This is a genomic window from Pseudothauera hydrothermalis, from assembly GCF_003345255.1.
Classification (GTDB): domain Bacteria; phylum Pseudomonadota; class Gammaproteobacteria; order Burkholderiales; family Rhodocyclaceae; genus Pseudothauera; species Pseudothauera hydrothermalis.
Window position 1 is genome coordinate 2,950,961 of the sequence record NZ_CP029331.1, and the last position, 16,541, is coordinate 2,967,501.

13 protein-coding genes are annotated in these 16,541 nt (G+C 64.7%); 7 read left to right on the plus strand and 6 right to left on the minus strand.

All coding sequences use genetic code 11. The features are described 5' to 3' along the window. The first annotated feature begins 62 nt into the window (after nt 1–62). On the plus strand, nt 63–830 hold the full coding sequence (locus DIE29_RS14040; RefSeq protein ID WP_114650181.1) for an EAL domain-containing protein: 768 nt from the start codon (nt 63–65) through the stop codon (nt 828–830). A gap of 32 nt (nt 831–862) precedes the next feature. Here the strand turns inward: DIE29_RS14040 and DIE29_RS14045 are convergent, their stop codons facing one another. Next, the gene (locus DIE29_RS14045) at nt 863–1,645 is read right to left on the minus strand and encodes an exodeoxyribonuclease III (RefSeq protein WP_102042922.1); all 783 of its coding nucleotides are present in this window, start codon (nt 1,643–1,645) and stop codon (nt 863–865) included. Between the two features lie 41 nt (nt 1,646–1,686). On the opposite strand from DIE29_RS14045, the gene pyrE reads away from it, so the two are divergent. Genes pyrE through DIE29_RS14065 form a run of 4 tightly spaced genes read left to right on the plus strand, consistent with a single transcriptional unit; the run spans nt 1,687 to nt 5,801 of the window. Further along, complete coding sequence (gene pyrE / locus DIE29_RS14050) at nt 1,687–2,334, plus strand: orotate phosphoribosyltransferase (protein WP_114650182.1); 648 nt, start codon at nt 1,687–1,689, stop codon at nt 2,332–2,334. Beyond that, a complete protein-coding gene (locus DIE29_RS14055) occupies nt 2,312–2,947 on the plus strand; it encodes a hypothetical protein (protein ID WP_114650183.1) in 636 nt (211 codons plus the stop codon). Before pyrE ends, DIE29_RS14055 begins: the two co-directional genes overlap by 23 nt. Beyond that, nucleotides 2,947–5,022 carry a molybdopterin-containing oxidoreductase family protein gene (locus DIE29_RS14060; protein ID WP_114650184.1) on the plus strand — a complete coding sequence of 692 codons (2,076 nt, stop codon included), beginning with the start codon at nt 2,947–2,949 and terminating at the stop codon, nt 5,020–5,022. The genes DIE29_RS14055 and DIE29_RS14060 overlap by 1 nt, the downstream gene beginning before the upstream one ends. After that, nucleotides 5,019–5,801 carry an NAD-dependent deacylase gene (locus tag DIE29_RS14065; protein WP_102042926.1) on the plus strand — a complete coding sequence of 261 codons (783 nt, stop codon included), beginning with the start codon at nt 5,019–5,021 and terminating at the stop codon, nt 5,799–5,801. Before DIE29_RS14060 ends, DIE29_RS14065 begins: the two co-directional genes overlap by 4 nt. Before the next feature lie 45 nt (nt 5,802–5,846). Here DIE29_RS14065 and DIE29_RS14070 read toward each other — a convergent pair whose 3' ends face one another. The 5 genes from DIE29_RS14070 to DIE29_RS14090 form a co-directional block, all read right to left on the minus strand. Further along, the gene (locus DIE29_RS14070) at nt 5,847–9,713 is read right to left on the minus strand and encodes a DUF3683 domain-containing protein (RefSeq protein ID WP_114650185.1); all 3,867 of its coding nucleotides are present in this window, start codon (nt 9,711–9,713) and stop codon (nt 5,847–5,849) included. Nucleotides 9,714–9,860: 147 nt separating this feature from the next. Then, on the minus strand, nt 9,861–10,223 hold the full coding sequence (locus DIE29_RS14075) for a RidA family protein (RefSeq protein WP_102042928.1): 363 nt from the start codon (nt 10,221–10,223) through the stop codon (nt 9,861–9,863). 58 nt (nt 10,224–10,281) lie between these two features. Beyond that, nucleotides 10,282–10,932 carry a c-type cytochrome gene (locus DIE29_RS14080; RefSeq protein ID WP_102043325.1) on the minus strand — a complete coding sequence of 217 codons (651 nt, stop codon included), beginning with the start codon at nt 10,930–10,932 and terminating at the stop codon, nt 10,282–10,284. 150 nt (nt 10,933–11,082) lie between these two features. Next, nucleotides 11,083–12,102 (minus strand): UDP-N-acetylmuramate dehydrogenase, encoded by a 1,020-nt coding sequence (murB, locus tag DIE29_RS14085; protein ID WP_102043326.1) that lies wholly within the window; start codon nt 12,100–12,102, stop codon nt 11,083–11,085. A 13-nt stretch (nt 12,103–12,115) separates the two neighbouring features. After that, entirely contained in the window at nt 12,116–12,586 is a 471-nt protein-coding gene (locus DIE29_RS14090; RefSeq protein ID WP_102042929.1) for a PACE efflux transporter, read from the minus strand. 300 nt (nt 12,587–12,886) lie between these two features. On the opposite strand from DIE29_RS14090, the gene DIE29_RS14095 reads away from it, so the two are divergent. Further along, complete coding sequence (locus tag DIE29_RS14095; protein ID WP_102042930.1) at nt 12,887–14,164, plus strand: MFS transporter; 1,278 nt, start codon at nt 12,887–12,889, stop codon at nt 14,162–14,164. Nucleotides 14,165–14,223: 59 nt separating this feature from the next. Then, nucleotides 14,224–16,506 carry a glucosylglycerol-phosphate synthase gene (gene ggpS, locus DIE29_RS14100; protein ID WP_114650187.1) on the plus strand — a complete coding sequence of 761 codons (2,283 nt, stop codon included), beginning with the start codon at nt 14,224–14,226 and terminating at the stop codon, nt 16,504–16,506. Nucleotides 16,507–16,541: the final 35 nt, after the last annotated feature.

Consider the following 16,541-nt stretch of genomic DNA (forward strand, 5'->3'; position numbering starts at 1 on the left):
CCCGGCGATGGGAATTGCCGGGGCGCGGACATATTGACGATGCGCGCTGCACCGGAGGTGCGATGAATACACGGTTTCCACAGCCCTTTGAAGCCGTCGGGTGCGACGCCTGCCGCAATCCCGCAGCCCTCGGCTTCGAATTCACCATGGCCTTCCAGCCGATTGTCGATTTGGAAAGCGATCGGCTATTCGCCTATGAAGCGCTGGTGCGCGGAGTCGATGGCGCGGGCGCCGGCAGCGTGCTGGCTCAGGTCGATGATGGCAACCGCTACCGCTTCGACCAGGCGTGCCGGGTCAAGGCCATCGAACTGGCTGCCGCGCTCGGCCTCGATCGCATCAACGGCTGCCGGCTGAGCATCAATTTTCTGCCCAACGCCATCTACCGCCCCGAAACCTGCATCCGCGCCACACTGGAAGCCTGCTCGCGCTTTGGCTTTCCCTCCAGTCGGTTGATGTTCGAGGTCACCGAAGGCGAGCAAGTCAGCGACACCCAGCACCTGATCCGCATTTTCAGCGATTACCGCAAGCGCGGTTTCATCACCGCGATCGACGACTTCGGCGCGGGCTACGCCGGCCTCAATCTGCTGGCCACCTTTCAGCCGCATGTGCTCAAGCTCGATATGGCGCTGATCCGCGACATCGACCGCTCACCGGCCAAGCAGGCCATCGTTGCCGGCATTGCGCTGGCCGCCGAGCGGCTGGGCATTTCGCTGATCGGTGAAGGCGTCGAACGTGCCGCCGAGCGCGACATACTGCTCGGTTTTGGGATCCGCTTACAACAAGGTTATCTGTTCGCCCGCCCTGCACTCGAAGCGCTGCCGCGCCCCTGAGGCGACCCCGCCGGCCGCTGGCTGCCGGCCTGCTACAGCGTAAAGGCGTAGTCCACGGTCAGCGGCGCGTGATCGCTAAAGCGCGCGTCTTTGTATACCGCCGCGGCCCGCGCACAGTCGGCCAGCACCGGGGTGGCAATCTGGTAGTCGATCCGCCAGCCCACGTTCTTCGCCCACGCTTGGCCGCGGTTGGACCACCAGGTGTAGCTCTCACCGGTGGCCTGCGGGTGCAAACGACGGTACACATCCACCCAGCCCTGGTCGTTCAGCACACGCCCCAGCCAGGCACGCTCTTCGGGCAGAAAGCCGGAATTTTTCTGATTGCTCTTCCAGTTTTTCAGGTCGATCTCCTGGTGGGCGATGTTCCAGTCGCCGCAGATCACCACCTCGCGTCCGGCAGCGCGCAGGTCCGCCAGATGCGGGAAGAAGCGCTCCATGAAGCTGAACTTGGCCTGCTGACGTTCCGCCGAGCTGGAGCCGGAGGGCAGATAGAGGGAAATCACCGATAACCCCGGAAAATCAAGCTGAAGATAACGCCCTTCGGCATCGATGTCGGCATGGCCCAAACCCTCGACCACGCGCACCGGTGCATGGCGGCTGTAGAGGCCCACCCCGCTGTAGCCTTTCTTTTCGGCAAAGTGAAAATAGCCGACCAGATCCCCCGGATTGCGCATCACCTCACTCAGATCCGCCGCATGCGCTTTCAATTCCTGCACACAAACGAAATCGGCATTCTGGCGGACCAGCCAATCGAAAAAACCCTTGTTGCCGGCCGAGCGGATGCCGTTGAGGTTGGCGGAGATGATGCGTAACATGGGGGGCAGTTCCGGGACGTGTTCAGCATTGGAAAAAGCTCGTGGATTTTAGCCGTGATTTCATCGCGCTCGCCTGCCGCAAGGGCGTACTGCGTTTTGGCAGCTTCATCACCAAGGCCGGGCGCCAGTCGCCGTATTTTTTCAACGCCGGACTGTTCGATGACGGCGCATCCTTCCGCGAACTGTGCGGTTTTTATGCGCACGCCATCGAAGCATCCGGCTTGGCCTGCGATATGCTGTTCGGGCCGGCTTACAAGGGCATTCCACTGGTTGCCGGCACCGCCATCCGCCTGGCCGAGCGCGGCCGCAGCCTGCCCTTTGCCTTCAACCGCAAGGAAGCCAAAGACCATGGCGAAGGCGGCACGCTGATTGGCGCCCCGCTCGCCGGCCGGGTGCTGATTCTGGATGACGTCATCTCCGCGGGCACCTCGGTACGCGAATCGGTAAACATCATCCACGCCGCCGGTGCCGAACCGGCCGGCGTAGTCATTGCGCTCGATCGCATGGAACGGGGCAGCGGGTCGCTATCGGCGGTGCAAGAGGTGCGCCAACAATACGGCATTCCGGTCATCGCGGTCGCCACCTTGGAGGACCTGATCGCTTACCTTGCCGACAGTCCGCAACTGGCCGCCAACCTGGAGGCGGTGATGGCCTATCGTGAACGCTATGGCACGGCTGCATCGCGCTGAACTGTTCCTCATTGTCTTACTGGCCTGGCCGCTCACCGTGGCGGCGCAAGGCGGACGCAGCATTTTCTGCTGCGAAGACGCCAGCGGCCGACCGGTATGTGGCGATACGCTACCCAGCGCATGCTTTGGCAAGGCGTATCGCGAACTCAGCCCGCAGGGCACTGTGCGCCGACATGTGGCCGCGCCGCTGACGCCAGAAGAAATTGCCCGCCGGGAAGCGGCCGAGCGACAGCGTAAGGCGGAAGAAGCCCGCGCCTTGCAGCAGCGCCGGCTCGACGAAGCCTTGCTCGAAACCTACGCCAGCCTGAACGATCTGGACGCACAGCGCGACCGCAATCTGGCCGCGGCCGACAAGAACGTGCAGGAGCAGCGCCGTCGGCTCAGCGAACTCGAAGCGCGCCGGCAAAAGCTCACCGAAGAGCGGGCGTTCTACCGCGACCGCGAACCGCCGCCGGAACTGGTCGGCGATCTGCGCACCATCGAAGCGGAAATCGCCGCGCAGCAGGTGGTGCTCCAAGCCAAAATGCGCGAACTCGAAACCCTGCGCAATCGCTTCGACGAAGACCGCCGGCGTTATCTGGAACTCACCCGCAGCGCACCGGCGCAAAACTGATGTGCGCAGCCACCTCCACCACCGTCCGTGCCGCCTGTCCGCATGACTGTCCGGACACCTGCGCCATGGAAGTCACCGTGGCTGACGGGCGCGCGGTCAAGCTGCGTGGGGCGGCCGATATGCCTTTTACCCACGGTGCCCTGTGCACCAAGGTCGCGCATTATCTTGAGCGGGTGTATTCCGAACAGCGCCTGCTGCATCCGATGAAGCGCATCGGCGCCAAGGGCGAAGGGCGTTTTACCCGCATTTCCTGGGACGAGGCGCTCGACACCATCGCGCAGCGCTTTAGCGCCATCGCCGCCGAAGACCCGCGCGCCATCCTGCCCTATTCCTACGCCGGGACCATGGGGCTGGTGCACAGCGCGAGCATGGATCGGCGTTTTTTCCACCGCCTCGGGGCTTCACGGCTCGATCGCACGATCTGCGCCTCGGCCGGCGCCTACGGTTGGAAGGCGACCATAGGCGCGTCGATCGGCGCCGATCCGGAGGCGGTGGCCTGCGCCCGGCTGATCCTGATCTGGGGCGCCAACCCGGTGGTGTCCAATGTGCACGGCTGGCACCACTTACAGGAGGCGAAACGGCGCGGCGCCCGCCTGGTGTGCATCGACCCCTGGCGCAGCCAAACCGCCGACAAGTGCGATCTGCATCTGGCCCCGCTGCCTGGCAGCGATGGCGCCTTGGCGCTGGCGATGATGCAGGTGCTGATCGCCGAAGACCGCCTCGACCACGACTACGTCGCCCGCCACACCACCGGCTTCGCCGAGCTGCGTGAACGCGTGCGCGAGTACACCCCGGAGTGGGCCGCAACGCTCACCGGGCTGCCGGCGCAAGCCATCCGCCAGCTCGCCCGCGACTACGCGGCGGCCGGGCACCACAGCCTGATTCGTCTCAATTACGGCCTCAACCGCCACGCCGGCGGGGGCATGGCGGTGCGCAACATCGCCTGTCTGCCGGCGCTCACCGGCGCCTGGCGCCAACCCGGTTGCGGTGCGCTGCTGTCGACTTCGGGCAATTTTCCGGTCGACCAGCATGCGCTGGAACGCCCCGATCTGTATCCCGATCCGGTGCGTTTTCCACCCCGTACCATCAACATGAGCACAATCGGCCGCGATCTGCTGGAAGCATCCGATCCGCCAATCCGCGCCATTTACGTCTATAACGCCAACCCGCTCGCGGTGGCGCCCGACGGTAACAGGGTTCGTCAAGGCTTTGCGCGCGAAGATTTGTTCTGCGTAGTGCATGAGCTGTTCCAGACCGACACCGCCGACTATGCCGACATCCTGCTGCCGGCCACCACTCAACTGGAACACTTCGACCTGCATACCGCATACGGCCACCTCTACGCCTTGCGCAACACACCGGCCATCGCCCCGCTGGGCGAAGCCAAACCCAACAGCGAGGTGTTCCGCCTGCTTGCCCAACGGCTGGGTTTTGACGATCCGGCGCTGCGCGACAGCGACCAGGCGGTGGCTGCGGCCGCCTTCGGCCCACGCGACCCGCGCGCCTTGGGTCTGTCCGACGCGCTGGAGGCACACGGCTGGGCACGCCTGAACCTGCCGCGGCCCTTTGCGCCGTTTGCCGCCGGCCAATTTCCAACACCGTCCGGCAAGTGCGAATTCTTCTCACAGACGCTGGCCGCCGCCGGGCTGGACCCGCTGCCGACCTGGCACCCGCCGCGCGAATCGGCACCGGTCGACCCGGCGCGGGCTGCGCACTACCCATTGGCGCTGATCAGTCCACCGGCACGCAACTTCCTCAACAGCAGCTTTGCCAACCTGCCGCGCTTTGTGGCCGAAGAAGGTGCGCCGCGGCTGCTGATGCATCCGCACGATGCGGCTGCGCGCGCTTTGTGCGAGGGCGGCACGGTGCGCATCTACAATGACCGTGGCGAGTTCCGCGCCCGACTCACGGTCACCGACCGGGCGCGCACCGGCGTGGTGGTCAGCCCCTCGATCTGGTGGCGCAAGCTCAGCCCCGACGGCTGCAACGTCAATGCGGTAACCAGCGACGCCGTGGCCGACTTTGGCGGCGGCGCCTGCTTTTACGACTGCCTGGTGCAGGTCGCCCGCGCATGAACGACCCGCGTACCCTGGATGCGGTCGCGGCCCTGGTCGCTGCGGCACAGCGCATCCTGTTCATCACCGGCGCCGGCATCTCGGCCGACTCCGGTCTGCCGACTTATCGCGGCATCGGCGGGTTGTATCACGAACGGCTGACCGCCGAAGGGCTCAGCATCGAACAGGCGCTATCCGGCGACATGATGCGCCGCCGGCCGGACATTTGCTGGCGTTACATTGCCGAAATCGAGGCCAACTGCCGCGGCGCTCAACCCAATGCTGCGCACCGCTTGATTGCCGCGCTGGAACAGGAAAAGCCGTCTGTTTGGGTACTGACCCAGAACGTCGACGGCCTGCATCGGGCCGCCGGCTCCCGGAAGCTGATCGAAATTCACGGCACCGTGCATCATTTGCGCTGTACCGAATGTCCGCACGAGCGCGATGTGCCGGATTTTTCCGGCCTTTCGCTGCCACCGGCCTGTCCGGCATGCGGCGGTCTGCTGCGCCCGGACGTGGTGCTGTTTGGCGAGCTGCTACCGCCGCAGCAGCTTGACCGGCTGGCCGCGGTCCTGCGCGCCGGACTGGATTTGGTGGTGTCGATCGGCACCACCAGCGTGTTTCCCTACATTGCCGGCCCGGTAAGGTGGGCACAGCAGCAAGGCATTCCGAGCGTCGAAATCAACCCCGGCGACAGCGAAATCAGCGCTGTGGTGACTCACCGGCTGCAGATGGGCGCGGCCGATGCGCTGACCGCCATCTGGCGGCGCCTGCATCCGCCCGACCCCGCCGAGGACTGAGTCCCCCGGCGGTCTTGCCGGGCCGACAGGCCGGTTTTGCCGCCACTACAGCAGCACCCGTTCGATACCGCCGTTGTTGGCGCGCGCCACATAGTCAGGCAGCCAGTTCTCGCCAAGCAGATGGCGGGCCATCTCGACCACGATGTAATCCGGCTCCACGCCGCCAGCGTCATTGGCATAGCGGTGCATGCCCTGCAGGCAGGACGGGCAGGAGGTGAGAATTTTCACCTTTGCGCCCGGATCCTGGCCACGCAGTTTGGCCGCGCCCTTTTCGATCTCTTCCTGCTTGCGGAAACGCACTTGGGTGGAAATGTCCGGGCGGGCCACCGCCAGCGTGCCGGATTCGCCGCAGCAGCGATCGGACAGGTCGACTGGCGTGCCCATCAGCTCGTTGGCCACCTTGATACCCTGGTACTGCTTCATCGGCGTGTGGCAGGGTTCGTGATACATGTACTTCACACCTTGCACGCCATCGAGCTTCACGCCCTTCTCCAGCAGGTACTCGTGGATGTCGAGCAACCGGCAGCCGGGGAAGATTTTGTCGAATTCATACTTTTGCAACTGATCCATGCAGGTGCCGCAGGACACGATCACCGTCTTGATGTCCAGGTAGTTCAGCGTGTTGGCCACGCGGTGGAACAGCACCCGGTTATCGGTGGTGATCTTCTGGCCTTTGTCCTCCTCACCCGCGGCGGTCTGCGGATAACCGCAGCACAGATAGCCCGGCGGCAGCACGGTCTGCGCGCCGACATGGTAGAGCATGGCCTGGGTAGCCAGTCCGACCTGGCTGAACAGGCGCTCCGAGCCGCAGCCGGGGAAGTAGAACACCGCTTCCGAGTCGCCGTTGACTTTCTGCGGATCGCGGATCACCGGGATGATCTTGTCGTCTTCGATGTCGAGCAACGCACGGCTGGTCTTTTTGGGCAAATTGCCCGGCATCGGCTTGTTGATGAAATGGATCACTTGCGCTTTGACCGGCGCTTTGCCCAGCGTGGCCGGCGGCGATTTGACCTGTGCCTGCACCAGACCGAGCTTTTTGCCCAGCTCATGAGCAAAGCGCTGCGCCTTGTAGCCCCACTCGATCATGCCGGTGCGGATCAGTTTGATGGTGGCCGGATCCTTGACGGTAAGGAAGGCCATCGCCGCGGCTTTGCCGGGGTTGAACGAGCGCTTGCCTTGTTTGCGCAGCAGGTTGCGCATCTTGATCGACACATCGCCAAAGTCGATGTCCACCGGACAGGGCTTCTCGCATTTGTGGCACACCGTGCAGTGGTCGGCCACGTCCTCGAATTCGGCCCAATGCGCCAGCGACACGCCACGGCGGGTCTGCTCCTCGTACAAAAAGGCTTCGATCAGCAGCGAGGTGCTGAGAATTTTGTTTCTTGGGCTGTAGAGGAGATTGGCGCGCGGCACATGGGTGGAACACACCGGCTTGCACTTGCCGCAACGCAGGCAGTCCTTGATGTCGTGGGCGATCTCGCCGACATCGGTCTGCTCCATGATCAGCGATTCGTGCCCCATCAGGTTGAAGCTGGGGGTATAGGCGTTGTCGAGGTTGCCGCCTTTCATCAGCTTGCCGCGGTTGAAACGCCCCTCGGGATCGACCTTTTGCTTGTAGGCCCAAAAACTGGCCATCTCCTCGTCGGTCAAGTAGTCCAGCTTGGTGATGCCGATGCCGTGCTCGCCGGAAATCACCCCGTCGAGCGAACGCGCCAGCGCCATGATGCGGTCGACAGCACGGTTGGCGGTGGCGAGCATTTCGTAATGATCGGAATTGACCGGAATGTTGGTGTGCACATTACCGTCGCCGGCGTGCATGTGCAGGGCGACGAACACCCGGCCGCGCAGGATCTCCTTGTGGATGGCGCCGATGCGCTCGCGCACCGGGGCAAACACCGCACCGTCGAAAATCTTGTCCAAACGGGCTTTCAGCTCGGCCTTCCACGACACCCGGATGGAGTAGTCCTGCAGACGGTGAAAGAGCCGCGGCGCGGCCGCACGGTTGGTGAGCGTGCCGGCTTCGACACCGAACTTGGCAAACTGCGCCTCGGCCTCGGCCAGCGGCAAGTCCAGGTTGTCCAGTAGCCACTGCCAACGCCGACGCACCGCGGCAATGTCGTCGAGCGCGGCCTGGCGGCGGTCGTCGATCAACGCCTCGGCGTCGATTTCGGCATCGCCCGCATCCAGCCGCAGTTCGCCCTGCAGATAAGCGGTCAGGGCATCGCACAAGTCCAGCTTGTTCTGAATCGACAGTTCGATGTTGATGCGTTCGATGCCGTCGCAGTATTCGCCCATGCGCGGCAACGGAATGACCACGTCCTCGTTGATCTTGAAGGCGTTGGTGTGACGGGAGATTGCCGCGGTGCGCGAACGCTCCAGCCAGAAACGCTTTCTTTGCTCCGGCGTGACCGCGATGAAGCCTTCTGCGCCGCGCACATTGGTCATGCGCACCACCTCGGAGGCCGCCCGCATCACCGCGCCTTCATCGAAACCAACGATGTCGCCGATCAGCACCATCTTGGGGCGGCCATGCCGCTTGGCCTTGGTGGTGTAGCCGACCGCCTTGACATAACGTTCGTCCAGATGCTCCAGCCCGGCCAGTTGCACGCCGGCTGCATGGCCGGCGCCGCCGGGCTTGAAGTAATCGGTGATCTCCACGATGGCCGGCACCGCCTCACGCACCTGGCCGAAAAATTCCAGGCACACCGTGCGGGTAACCGGCGGCATCTTGTGCAACACCCAACGCGCGGCGACGATCAATCCGTCGGTGCCCTCTTTCTGCACGCCGGGCACACCGCCCAAGAACTTGTCGGTCACATCCTTGCCCAGCCCGACTTTGCGACAGGCCGCGCCCGGCATGGCGAGAATCTCCTCGCCCAAGGGCGCATAAGTCAGCCCGTCAAAGCGACGCAAGCGGAAACGTACCGTTTCCTGCTCGTGAATCTTGCCGAAATTGTGGTCCAGGCGCTCGACTTCCAGCCAGTTGCCGTCGGGCGTGACCATTTTCCACCACGCCAAATTGTCCAGCGCAGTCCCCCACAACACCGCTTTTTTGCCACCCGCGTTCATGGCGATGTTGCCGCCGATGCACGAGGCCGAGGCCGAGGTGGGATCGACCGCAAACACCCGGCCGGCGGCTGCGGCCGCTTCGGCCACACGCTCGGTCACCACGCCGGCGCCGGTGCGGATGGTGGCATAGGGTTTGTCCATCGGCCCGTTCAGACCGGGCAACACGATTTCCTCTACCGGCCCGATCGCGATCAGCTTTTCGGTGTTGATCACCGCCGAGTTGGCATCCAAGGGTACCGCACCGCCGGTGTAGCCGGTGCCGCCGCCGCGCGGAATGATGGTGAGCCCCAGTTCGATACAGGCGCGCACCAAGGGCGCCACCTCTTCTTCGGTGTCCGGATACAGCACCACGAACGGGTATTCCACCCGCCAGTCGGTGGCGTCGGTGACATGGCTGACCCGCGCATGGCCGTCAAAACAAATGTTGTCGCGCCGGGTATGGCGGGCGAGCGCCTTATGCACCGCCTTGCGACGGCGTGCGGTATCGGCAAACCAACGTTCGAAGTCGGCTACCGCGGCGCGTGCGCGCGCCAAAAGAAAGGTGACCCGCTCATTGCCCTGGCGGCGCTTGTCCACCTCGTTGAGCCGATGGCCGAGCGCGCCGATCAGAGCTTCGCGGCGCTCGCGGTTGGCGAGCAGGTCGTCTTCCAGATAGGGGTTGCGGCGCACCACCCAGATGTCGCCCAGCACCTCGTAGAGCATGCGCGCGGAACGGCCGGTGACCCGTTCGGCACGCAGCGCGTCCAACACTTGCCAGGCCTCGGCGCCAAGCAGACGAATGACGATCTCACGATCGGAGAACGAGGTGTAGTTGTAGGGAATCTCTCGCAGGCGTTGGGTCATGGGCGCACCGGGCAAGCTGCTGCAGCAAAGCGCTCGATTCTAGCGGACCGCAGCGCAACATGCATCAAAAAATCAAGACCTTATGAACTTCATGGGCATCCTGGATGCCTTCGGTCGGATAGACCGCCACCCCTCCCCGGCGTTCGCTCAGCGTACGTTCGAAAGCGCTGCGGTCAGCGCAATTTCGACCCGCCAACCCGGACGCGCCAAGCCGGCCACCCGCACACAGGCGCGCGCAGGTGCGCTGCCAGCGGGCAGCCAGGCGTCCCAGACTTCGTTCATGCCGTCGTAGTCGGCCATGTCCGCCAGGTAGATGGTGGCCATCAGAATGCGCGTGGTGTCACTGCCGGCAGCCAACAACTGGCGTTCGATGCTGGCCAGCGTTTCCCGCGTCTGGGTGCGGATGTCAGTGCCCTCGCTGGCAGGCACTTCGACCAAGTAAACCACCCCGGCATGGGTCACGGAATCGGCGTAGCGGGCGGTGATGCCGCGGCGAACGATATCGGTCATGAACGCAGAACAAAGACACGGCGGACCCGTGAGTCTACCGCAACCGCCCTGTCTGCGCTCAGGGACGGCTGCTGAGGTAATCCACCACCGCGTCGATATTGCGCTCGCCCAGTTGCGTGACCGCCGCGGTCATCGGCGCATAGAAACGCTCGCCGGATTGGGTGAGATAGCGCCGCAAACTGATCTTCAGGTAGTCGGTTTGTTGCCCGGCCAGGCGCGGAAAATCCTTCGATCCGTGCGCATCGACCAGATGGCAGCGCGCGCAATGCTGCTGGTACAGGCGGGCGCCGTCGGCTGCGAGCGGCCCGGGCGGGTGCAGCGGCGGCACCGGCCGGGAGGCATACATCAGCACGATCGAGGCTTTCTCGCGCTCATTGAGCACCTTCATCAAGCCCTGCATGAACTCGTCTTTGCGCGCCCCCGACAAAAATGCCTCGATCTGACGCAGCAGGTAGGCCGGATGCTGACCGGCCAGGTTGGGCACATTGGAGAATTTACTGATGCCCGCTTCCCCATGACAGTTGGCACAAAAAAAGGCGGCCTTGCGCCCTTCGGCAACCAATGTCTGGTGCAAGGCGGTGTCCTGGGCGGCTCGCGCCAGCAGTTCCGCGGCGTTTTCGGCTGCGGCCGACGCGGCGGCACAGATCAAGCTACACCCGGTCAAAAACCGCACCACGAAAGACCCTATCCGCGACTGGCTGATGCGCATCGAATGCTCCCGCAAAAATTCGTCCGGCAAAACCGCCAGATTGGCGGCTCCTGACACAGGGAGCAAATCTTAACATCATGAACGCGCAGTGGGCGGCTTACGCGCCAACCACCGCATACGTCATGAAAATGCCATCTGCCGGCGCGGCACTCAGACGAAAACCGCTTCCGCTTCGAGCTCAATGCCAAAGCGCGCCCGCACCTCGGCGCGGATGAGGTTGGCCGCGCGCACCACGTCTTGACCGGTGGCACCGCCGCGATTGACCAGCACCAGCGCCTGACGCTCGAAGCAACCAACCGGGCCCAGGTTACGCCCTTTCCAGCCGCACTGTTCGATCAGCCAGCCAGCGGCGAGCTTAACCCTGCCGTCCGGCTGGGGATAATGCGGCAAGCCGGGCCAGCGCGCTGCCAAGCGGGCGAAGGCCGCCGCATCGACCACCGGGTTTTTGAAAAAACTGCCGGCGTTACCGATTTCGGCCGGGTCTGGCAGCTTGCGGCGACGGATACGGATGACCGCCTCCGACACCTGCAGCGCCGTCGGCGCCATGCCCGCCACGGCCTGCACCTCGCGCGCCAGTTCCGCGTAATCCAGGCGCGGCTGCCAGGACCGGGGTAGCCGGAAACACACCGAGGCGATCAGCCAACGGCCCGGTTGGCGTTTGAACAGGCTATCGCGGTAGCCAAAGGCACAATCGGCCGGCAACAGGCGATGCAACCTGCCGTCTTGCAAATCGACCACGGTGAGCGAGTCGATGCGCTCGGCCACCTCCAACCCATAGGCGCCGATGTTCTGTACCGGCGCCGCACCCACGGTGCCCGGAATCAGCGACAGGTTTTCCAGCCCCGGCCAACCCTGGGCAAGCGTCCAGCGCACAAAGTCGTGCCAATTCTCCCCGGCCGCGGCCGCCACCCGCCAGCATTGCTCATCCTCGCCCACCAGTTGGCGGCCGCGCAGCCCGACCTTGACCACCAAGCCGGAAAAATCCCCGGTAAAGACCAGATTGCTGCCGCCGCCCAGCACCAGACGACGCGGTGCCGCTTGCCAGCACTCGTTTTGCAGCAGGGCCTGCAGGCCGGAAAGCGTGTCGATGACTACGAGCTGCGCCGCCCGGGCCGGCAGGCGAAAGGTGTTGAGCGCATCCAGCGCCACATCGCGACGCACCACCGGCATCGCAGACGCCGGGTCAGTCGGCCCGCTGGGCGGCATCGCACAGTTCCGCAGCAATCGGAAAAATCCGGTCGTAAGTCAGGTTGAAGACGAAGGCATAGGCGACATAAGCGGCCGCCAGGCCGATGTCGGCGAACAGGGCCTCGAGCCAGCCCATACCGGTCCAGGCCATGATGACCGGCAGGCTCATCAGCAAAAGGCCGCCCTCGAAGCCAAAGGCATGCAGCACGCGCAGGCGCAACGGGCGGCGATCTGCGCTGCGACCGGTGAGCCGGCCCTCGATCCAATCGAAAGCGGTGTTGTAGCTGGCGTTCCACAACGCGGCAATCAATGCAATGACCGCCAACAACCCGGCCGAGTCGGCCAACGAAACCCCACTGGCCCAGGCAAAGGGCGGGGTGATCAGCAGCAGGCCGCCGAGCTCGAACAAAGCGATCTGGCGCAGGCGATCGGGAAGGGAACGCAGTTTGGGGTTGGCAGCGGACACAGGTTGGTTAAGGCGTTTTAGTAGCCCAACAAGATAGGTCCGCAGCACACCAAAAGCAAGTTGTGCAACGCAACAAGTCAAACCGCAACCACACCGACCCCGCCGCGGCTGCTCACCTCTTTTGGCCTGCTCGAGCGGCTTCAAGGGCTGCGCCGATTCGCTACGAGGCAGAGAACGCGCTAGAATATTGGTCCAAATATATCGGCACATGGGCAAATTACGCTGCCGCAAAGCAACATACGCCCGTACCGGCCAAGCGCTGCCCGTGCCCGCACGACCGCCAAAGGAGTCCGTCCATCCATGCTCGCCTTGTTGCTGCCGATCGGCGCCCTGCTGACCGGTATCGCCCTGATGCTGCTGGGCACTGGACTACTGAACACGCTGCTTGCGCTACGCGGCAGCCTGGGCGGCATGAGCGACCAAACCCTGGGGCTGATCGGCTCCGCCTACTTCGTCGGCTTCTTCGCCGGCACGCTGGTGGCGCCCGGGTTGATCCGCCGCATGGGCCACATTCGTGCCTTCGCCTTCTTCGCTGCCGCCACCGCGGTCTGCGTACTGCTGCATGCGCTCTACACCCATGATCTGTTCTGGATGCTGTTGCGCATGGTCACCGGCATTGCGCTGGTGGGCTTTTACACGGTGATCGAGAGCTGGCTCAACAGTCAGGCTCCGGCTGCGCATCGCGGACAGATCTTCTCGGTCTACATGGCGGTCAACCTGTTTGCGCTGGCCGGCGCGCAGCAGTTTCTCAACCTGGGCTCGCCGGTGAGCTTCACGCTGTTCGCCGTGGCGGCGATCTTGGTCATGCTCGCGTTGATGCCGGTAGTCGCCACCCGCCTGCCGCCGCCAGCGGTCACCGATGCGCCGCGGATGCCGCTGTCGCGCCTGTGGGCCGCCGCACCGGCGGCGGTGGTCGGCGCGTTGGCTTCGGGCTTGGCAATGGGCGCCTTCTGGGCGTTGGGGGCGGTCTACGCCGGACGCATCGGCCTGGCCGAGCGCGACATTGCTCTGTTCATCAGCCTCACCATCGTCGCTGGCGCCCTGGGACAGTGGCCGATGGGCCGCCTGTCCGACACCCTGGACCGACGCCGCGCGCTGGCGCTGATCGCCGGTCTGGCGGCCGCAAGCGGTGTGCTGATCGCGCTGCTGGGCAACTTCGACAAGTGGGTGCTGGTCGGTTGCGTGGTATTCGGCGCTGCCGCCTTCGCGGTGTACCCGGTGGTGGTCGCCCACCTGATCGACCATCTCCAGCAGCAGGACATTCTGCCGGGCAATGCCGCCCTGCTGCTGTTGCACGGTGTGGGCGCGGCCATCGGTCCGGCACTGGCCGGGGCGCTGATGGGTATCAGCGGCGCGGCTGCGCTACCGGTGTTTTTTGCCTTGATGTTCGCCCCCGCGGCCGCCTTTGCCTGGCTGCAGTCGCGCCGCGCCGCCGACGAGATCGTCGAAGAGGCCGCACATTTCATGCCCATGCTGCGCACCTCGCCCACCGTGCTGGAGATGATGAACCCGGGCGAAGACGGGGCCCACGGCGCACCGGCTCAAACGCCGCAGCCGCCCCCCAGCCATGCACCCTGAGTGCAATCCCATCGTTGTCGGCACTCGTGTCGGCGTTCATGCTTCAAGGAGAAACGCACATGTTGCTTGCCACCGATCTGGACGGAACTTTCCTGGCCGGCGATCCGGACAATCGCCAACGCCTGTACGCATTGATTAGCGCACATCCACAGATCAAGCTGGTATTCGTCACCGGACGCGGCCTGGAGTCGGTGCTGCCGGTTCTTGCCGATCCCACCATCCCGAAACCGGACTATCTCATTTGCGACGTCGGCGCCACCGTGGTCGACGGCCGCAGCCTGCAACCGGTGCAGCCCTTGCAAACCGAAATCGAAGCGCGCTGGCCGGGCGAGCGCGCGGTAGCCGACGCCATGGCGCGCTTTGACGCGCTGGAGCGTCAGGAGGTGCCGCAACAACGGCGCTGCTCTTATTTCTGCAGCGCCGATGCGGTGAGCGACGAGATTCGCCGCATTGCCGACGAGCTCGGCTGCGACGTGCTGTACTCGGCCGACATGTACCTCGACATCCTGCCGCGCGGGGTCAACAAGGGCAGCACCCTGCACGGGCTGGTCGCCCACCTGGGCGTGCATCCGGACGAAGTACTGGTGGCCGGCGACACGCTCAACGACCTCTCCATGTACGAGGCCGGCTTCAAGGGCGTGTGCGTGGGCGAATCCGAACCGGCGCTGCTGGAGGCCACCCGCGACCGCGCCCGCGTGCTGCATTCGCGCCACACGGGCTGCGGCGGCATCCTGGAGGCCATCGGCCACTTCGGTTTTCTCGGCCCGCACGGGGTCGATGCCGAATTGCGCGAGATCGACGCCAAGGGACGCTCTGAACTGGTCATGGTCTATCACCGCCTGCCTTATGAGGAAGCGTTCGAAGACGGTCGCCTGGTGCGCCGCCCGCCCGCTTCGCCCAATGGCATCATCCCCACGCTGCTGGGCTTTTTTGCCGGCGGCCGGCGCGGCGCCTGGGTAGCGTGGTCCATCCACGACCCCAAGAAGGCCATTGCCTTCGAGACCCACACCGATGTCGACCGCACGCGCTTCCCCAATCTCGTAGCCGCCCGTGTGGCGCTCACCAAGCACGACGTGGATGTGTTCTACAAACGCTTTTCCAAGGAAGCCTTCTGGCCCACGCTGCACACTTTTTGGGAACGCGCGGTGTTCCGCGACGAGGACTGGACGGTGTTCCTCAAGGTCAACCGCCTGTTTGCCGAGCGTACCGCGGCCGAAGCCGCCGACGGTGCGGTGGTTTGGGTGCATGACTACAACCTGTGGATGGTGCCGGCCTTTTTGCGCGAGCTGCGCCCGGATCTGAAGATCGCTTTCTTCCACCACACCTATTTCCCCTCGGCCGATGTGTTCAACGTACTGCCCTGGCGGCGCGAGATCATCGGCAGCCTGTTGCAGTGCGACTATGTGGGTTTTCACATTCCCCGCCAGGCGGAAAACTTCGTCGATGTGGTGCGCGGCGTGGCGCCGCTCAAGGTGCTCGAAACCCGAAGCTGCGCGCCGCGTTTTCTCACCTACGGTTGCGCCGTGGGCCTGGAGGAGGTGACCGCTGCGATCGAGGTCCATGGCCGGCGCATCGGTTTGGGCGCCCATCCGGTCGGACTGGACCTGGAACGGGTCAGGCGGGCGCTCGCCGACCCCCAGACCGCTGCGCGCATGTCCGCGCTGCGCCATGAGCTGGCCGGCCAGCGCGTGGTGCTGTCGGTCGAACGACTCGATTACACCAAGGGCACGCTGGAAAAGCTGCTCGCCTTCGAAGCCTTGCTGGACGCCCATCCCGAGCTGCAGGGCAAAGTGTCGCTACTGACCGTGTGCGTGCCCGCGGCCCGCGAAATGACCGTCTACGACGAGCTGCAGACCCAGATCGAGCAGGCCGTTGGGCGCATCAACGGGCGCTTTTCGCGGGTGGGCTGGACGCCGGTGCAATTTTTCTTCCGCGCCCTGCCCTTTGAAACGCTGGTGGCCTGGTACGCCATGGCCGATGTGATGTGGATCACCCCGCTGCGCGACGGCCTCAATCTGGTGGCCAAAGAATATGTGGCCGTGCAGGGACTCACCCAAGGGCACGGGGTGTTGGTGCTGTCCGAGTTCGCCGGTGCGGCAGCCGAGCTGCACGGCGCGGTGCTGACCAACCCGCATGACCCGAGCGATCTACGCGACAAACTTTATCTGGGCATCGCCATGAACCGCGCCGAAGCCCAAGCGCGTTTGCGCGGGCTGTTCGACGTCATCGAACACAACGACATCGATCGCTGGGGGCGGGACTTTCTGGCCGCGGTCACGGAAAGCATTGCCACGGCGGCTGCTTCGCCACAGGCGGCAGCCGCCTTGGTCGAAGGTGCCTGAACGCCGCCGGCGCCGCCCTTGCGGTTCACCCCGAC

Bases quoted from the DNA above. Each gene is read 5' to 3' on its own strand.
- DIE29_RS14040 (WP_114650181.1), top strand. From the start codon at position 63: ATGAATACACGGTTTCCACAGCCCTTTGAAGCCGTCGGGTGCGACGCC.
- DIE29_RS14045 (WP_102042922.1), bottom strand. From the start codon at position 1,645: ATGTTACGCATCATCTCCGCCAACCTCAACGGCATCCGCTCGGCCGGC.
- DIE29_RS14055 (WP_114650183.1), top strand. From the start codon at position 2,312: ATGGCACGGCTGCATCGCGCTGAACTGTTCCTCATTGTCTTACTGGCC.
- DIE29_RS14060 (WP_114650184.1), top strand. From the start codon at position 2,947: ATGTGCGCAGCCACCTCCACCACCGTCCGTGCCGCCTGTCCGCATGAC.
- DIE29_RS14065 (WP_102042926.1), top strand. From the start codon at position 5,019: ATGAACGACCCGCGTACCCTGGATGCGGTCGCGGCCCTGGTCGCTGCG.
- DIE29_RS14070 (WP_114650185.1), bottom strand. From the start codon at position 9,713: ATGACCCAACGCCTGCGAGAGATTCCCTACAACTACACCTCGTTCTCC.
- DIE29_RS14075 (WP_102042928.1), bottom strand. From the start codon at position 10,223: ATGACCGATATCGTTCGCCGCGGCATCACCGCCCGCTACGCCGATTCC.
- DIE29_RS14080 (WP_102043325.1), bottom strand. From the start codon at position 10,932: ATGCGCATCAGCCAGTCGCGGATAGGGTCTTTCGTGGTGCGGTTTTTG.
- murB (WP_102043326.1), bottom strand. From the start codon at position 12,102: ATGCCGGTGGTGCGTCGCGATGTGGCGCTGGATGCGCTCAACACCTTT.
- DIE29_RS14095 (WP_102042930.1), top strand. From the start codon at position 12,887: ATGCTCGCCTTGTTGCTGCCGATCGGCGCCCTGCTGACCGGTATCGCC.
- ggpS (WP_114650187.1), top strand. From the start codon at position 14,224: ATGTTGCTTGCCACCGATCTGGACGGAACTTTCCTGGCCGGCGATCCG.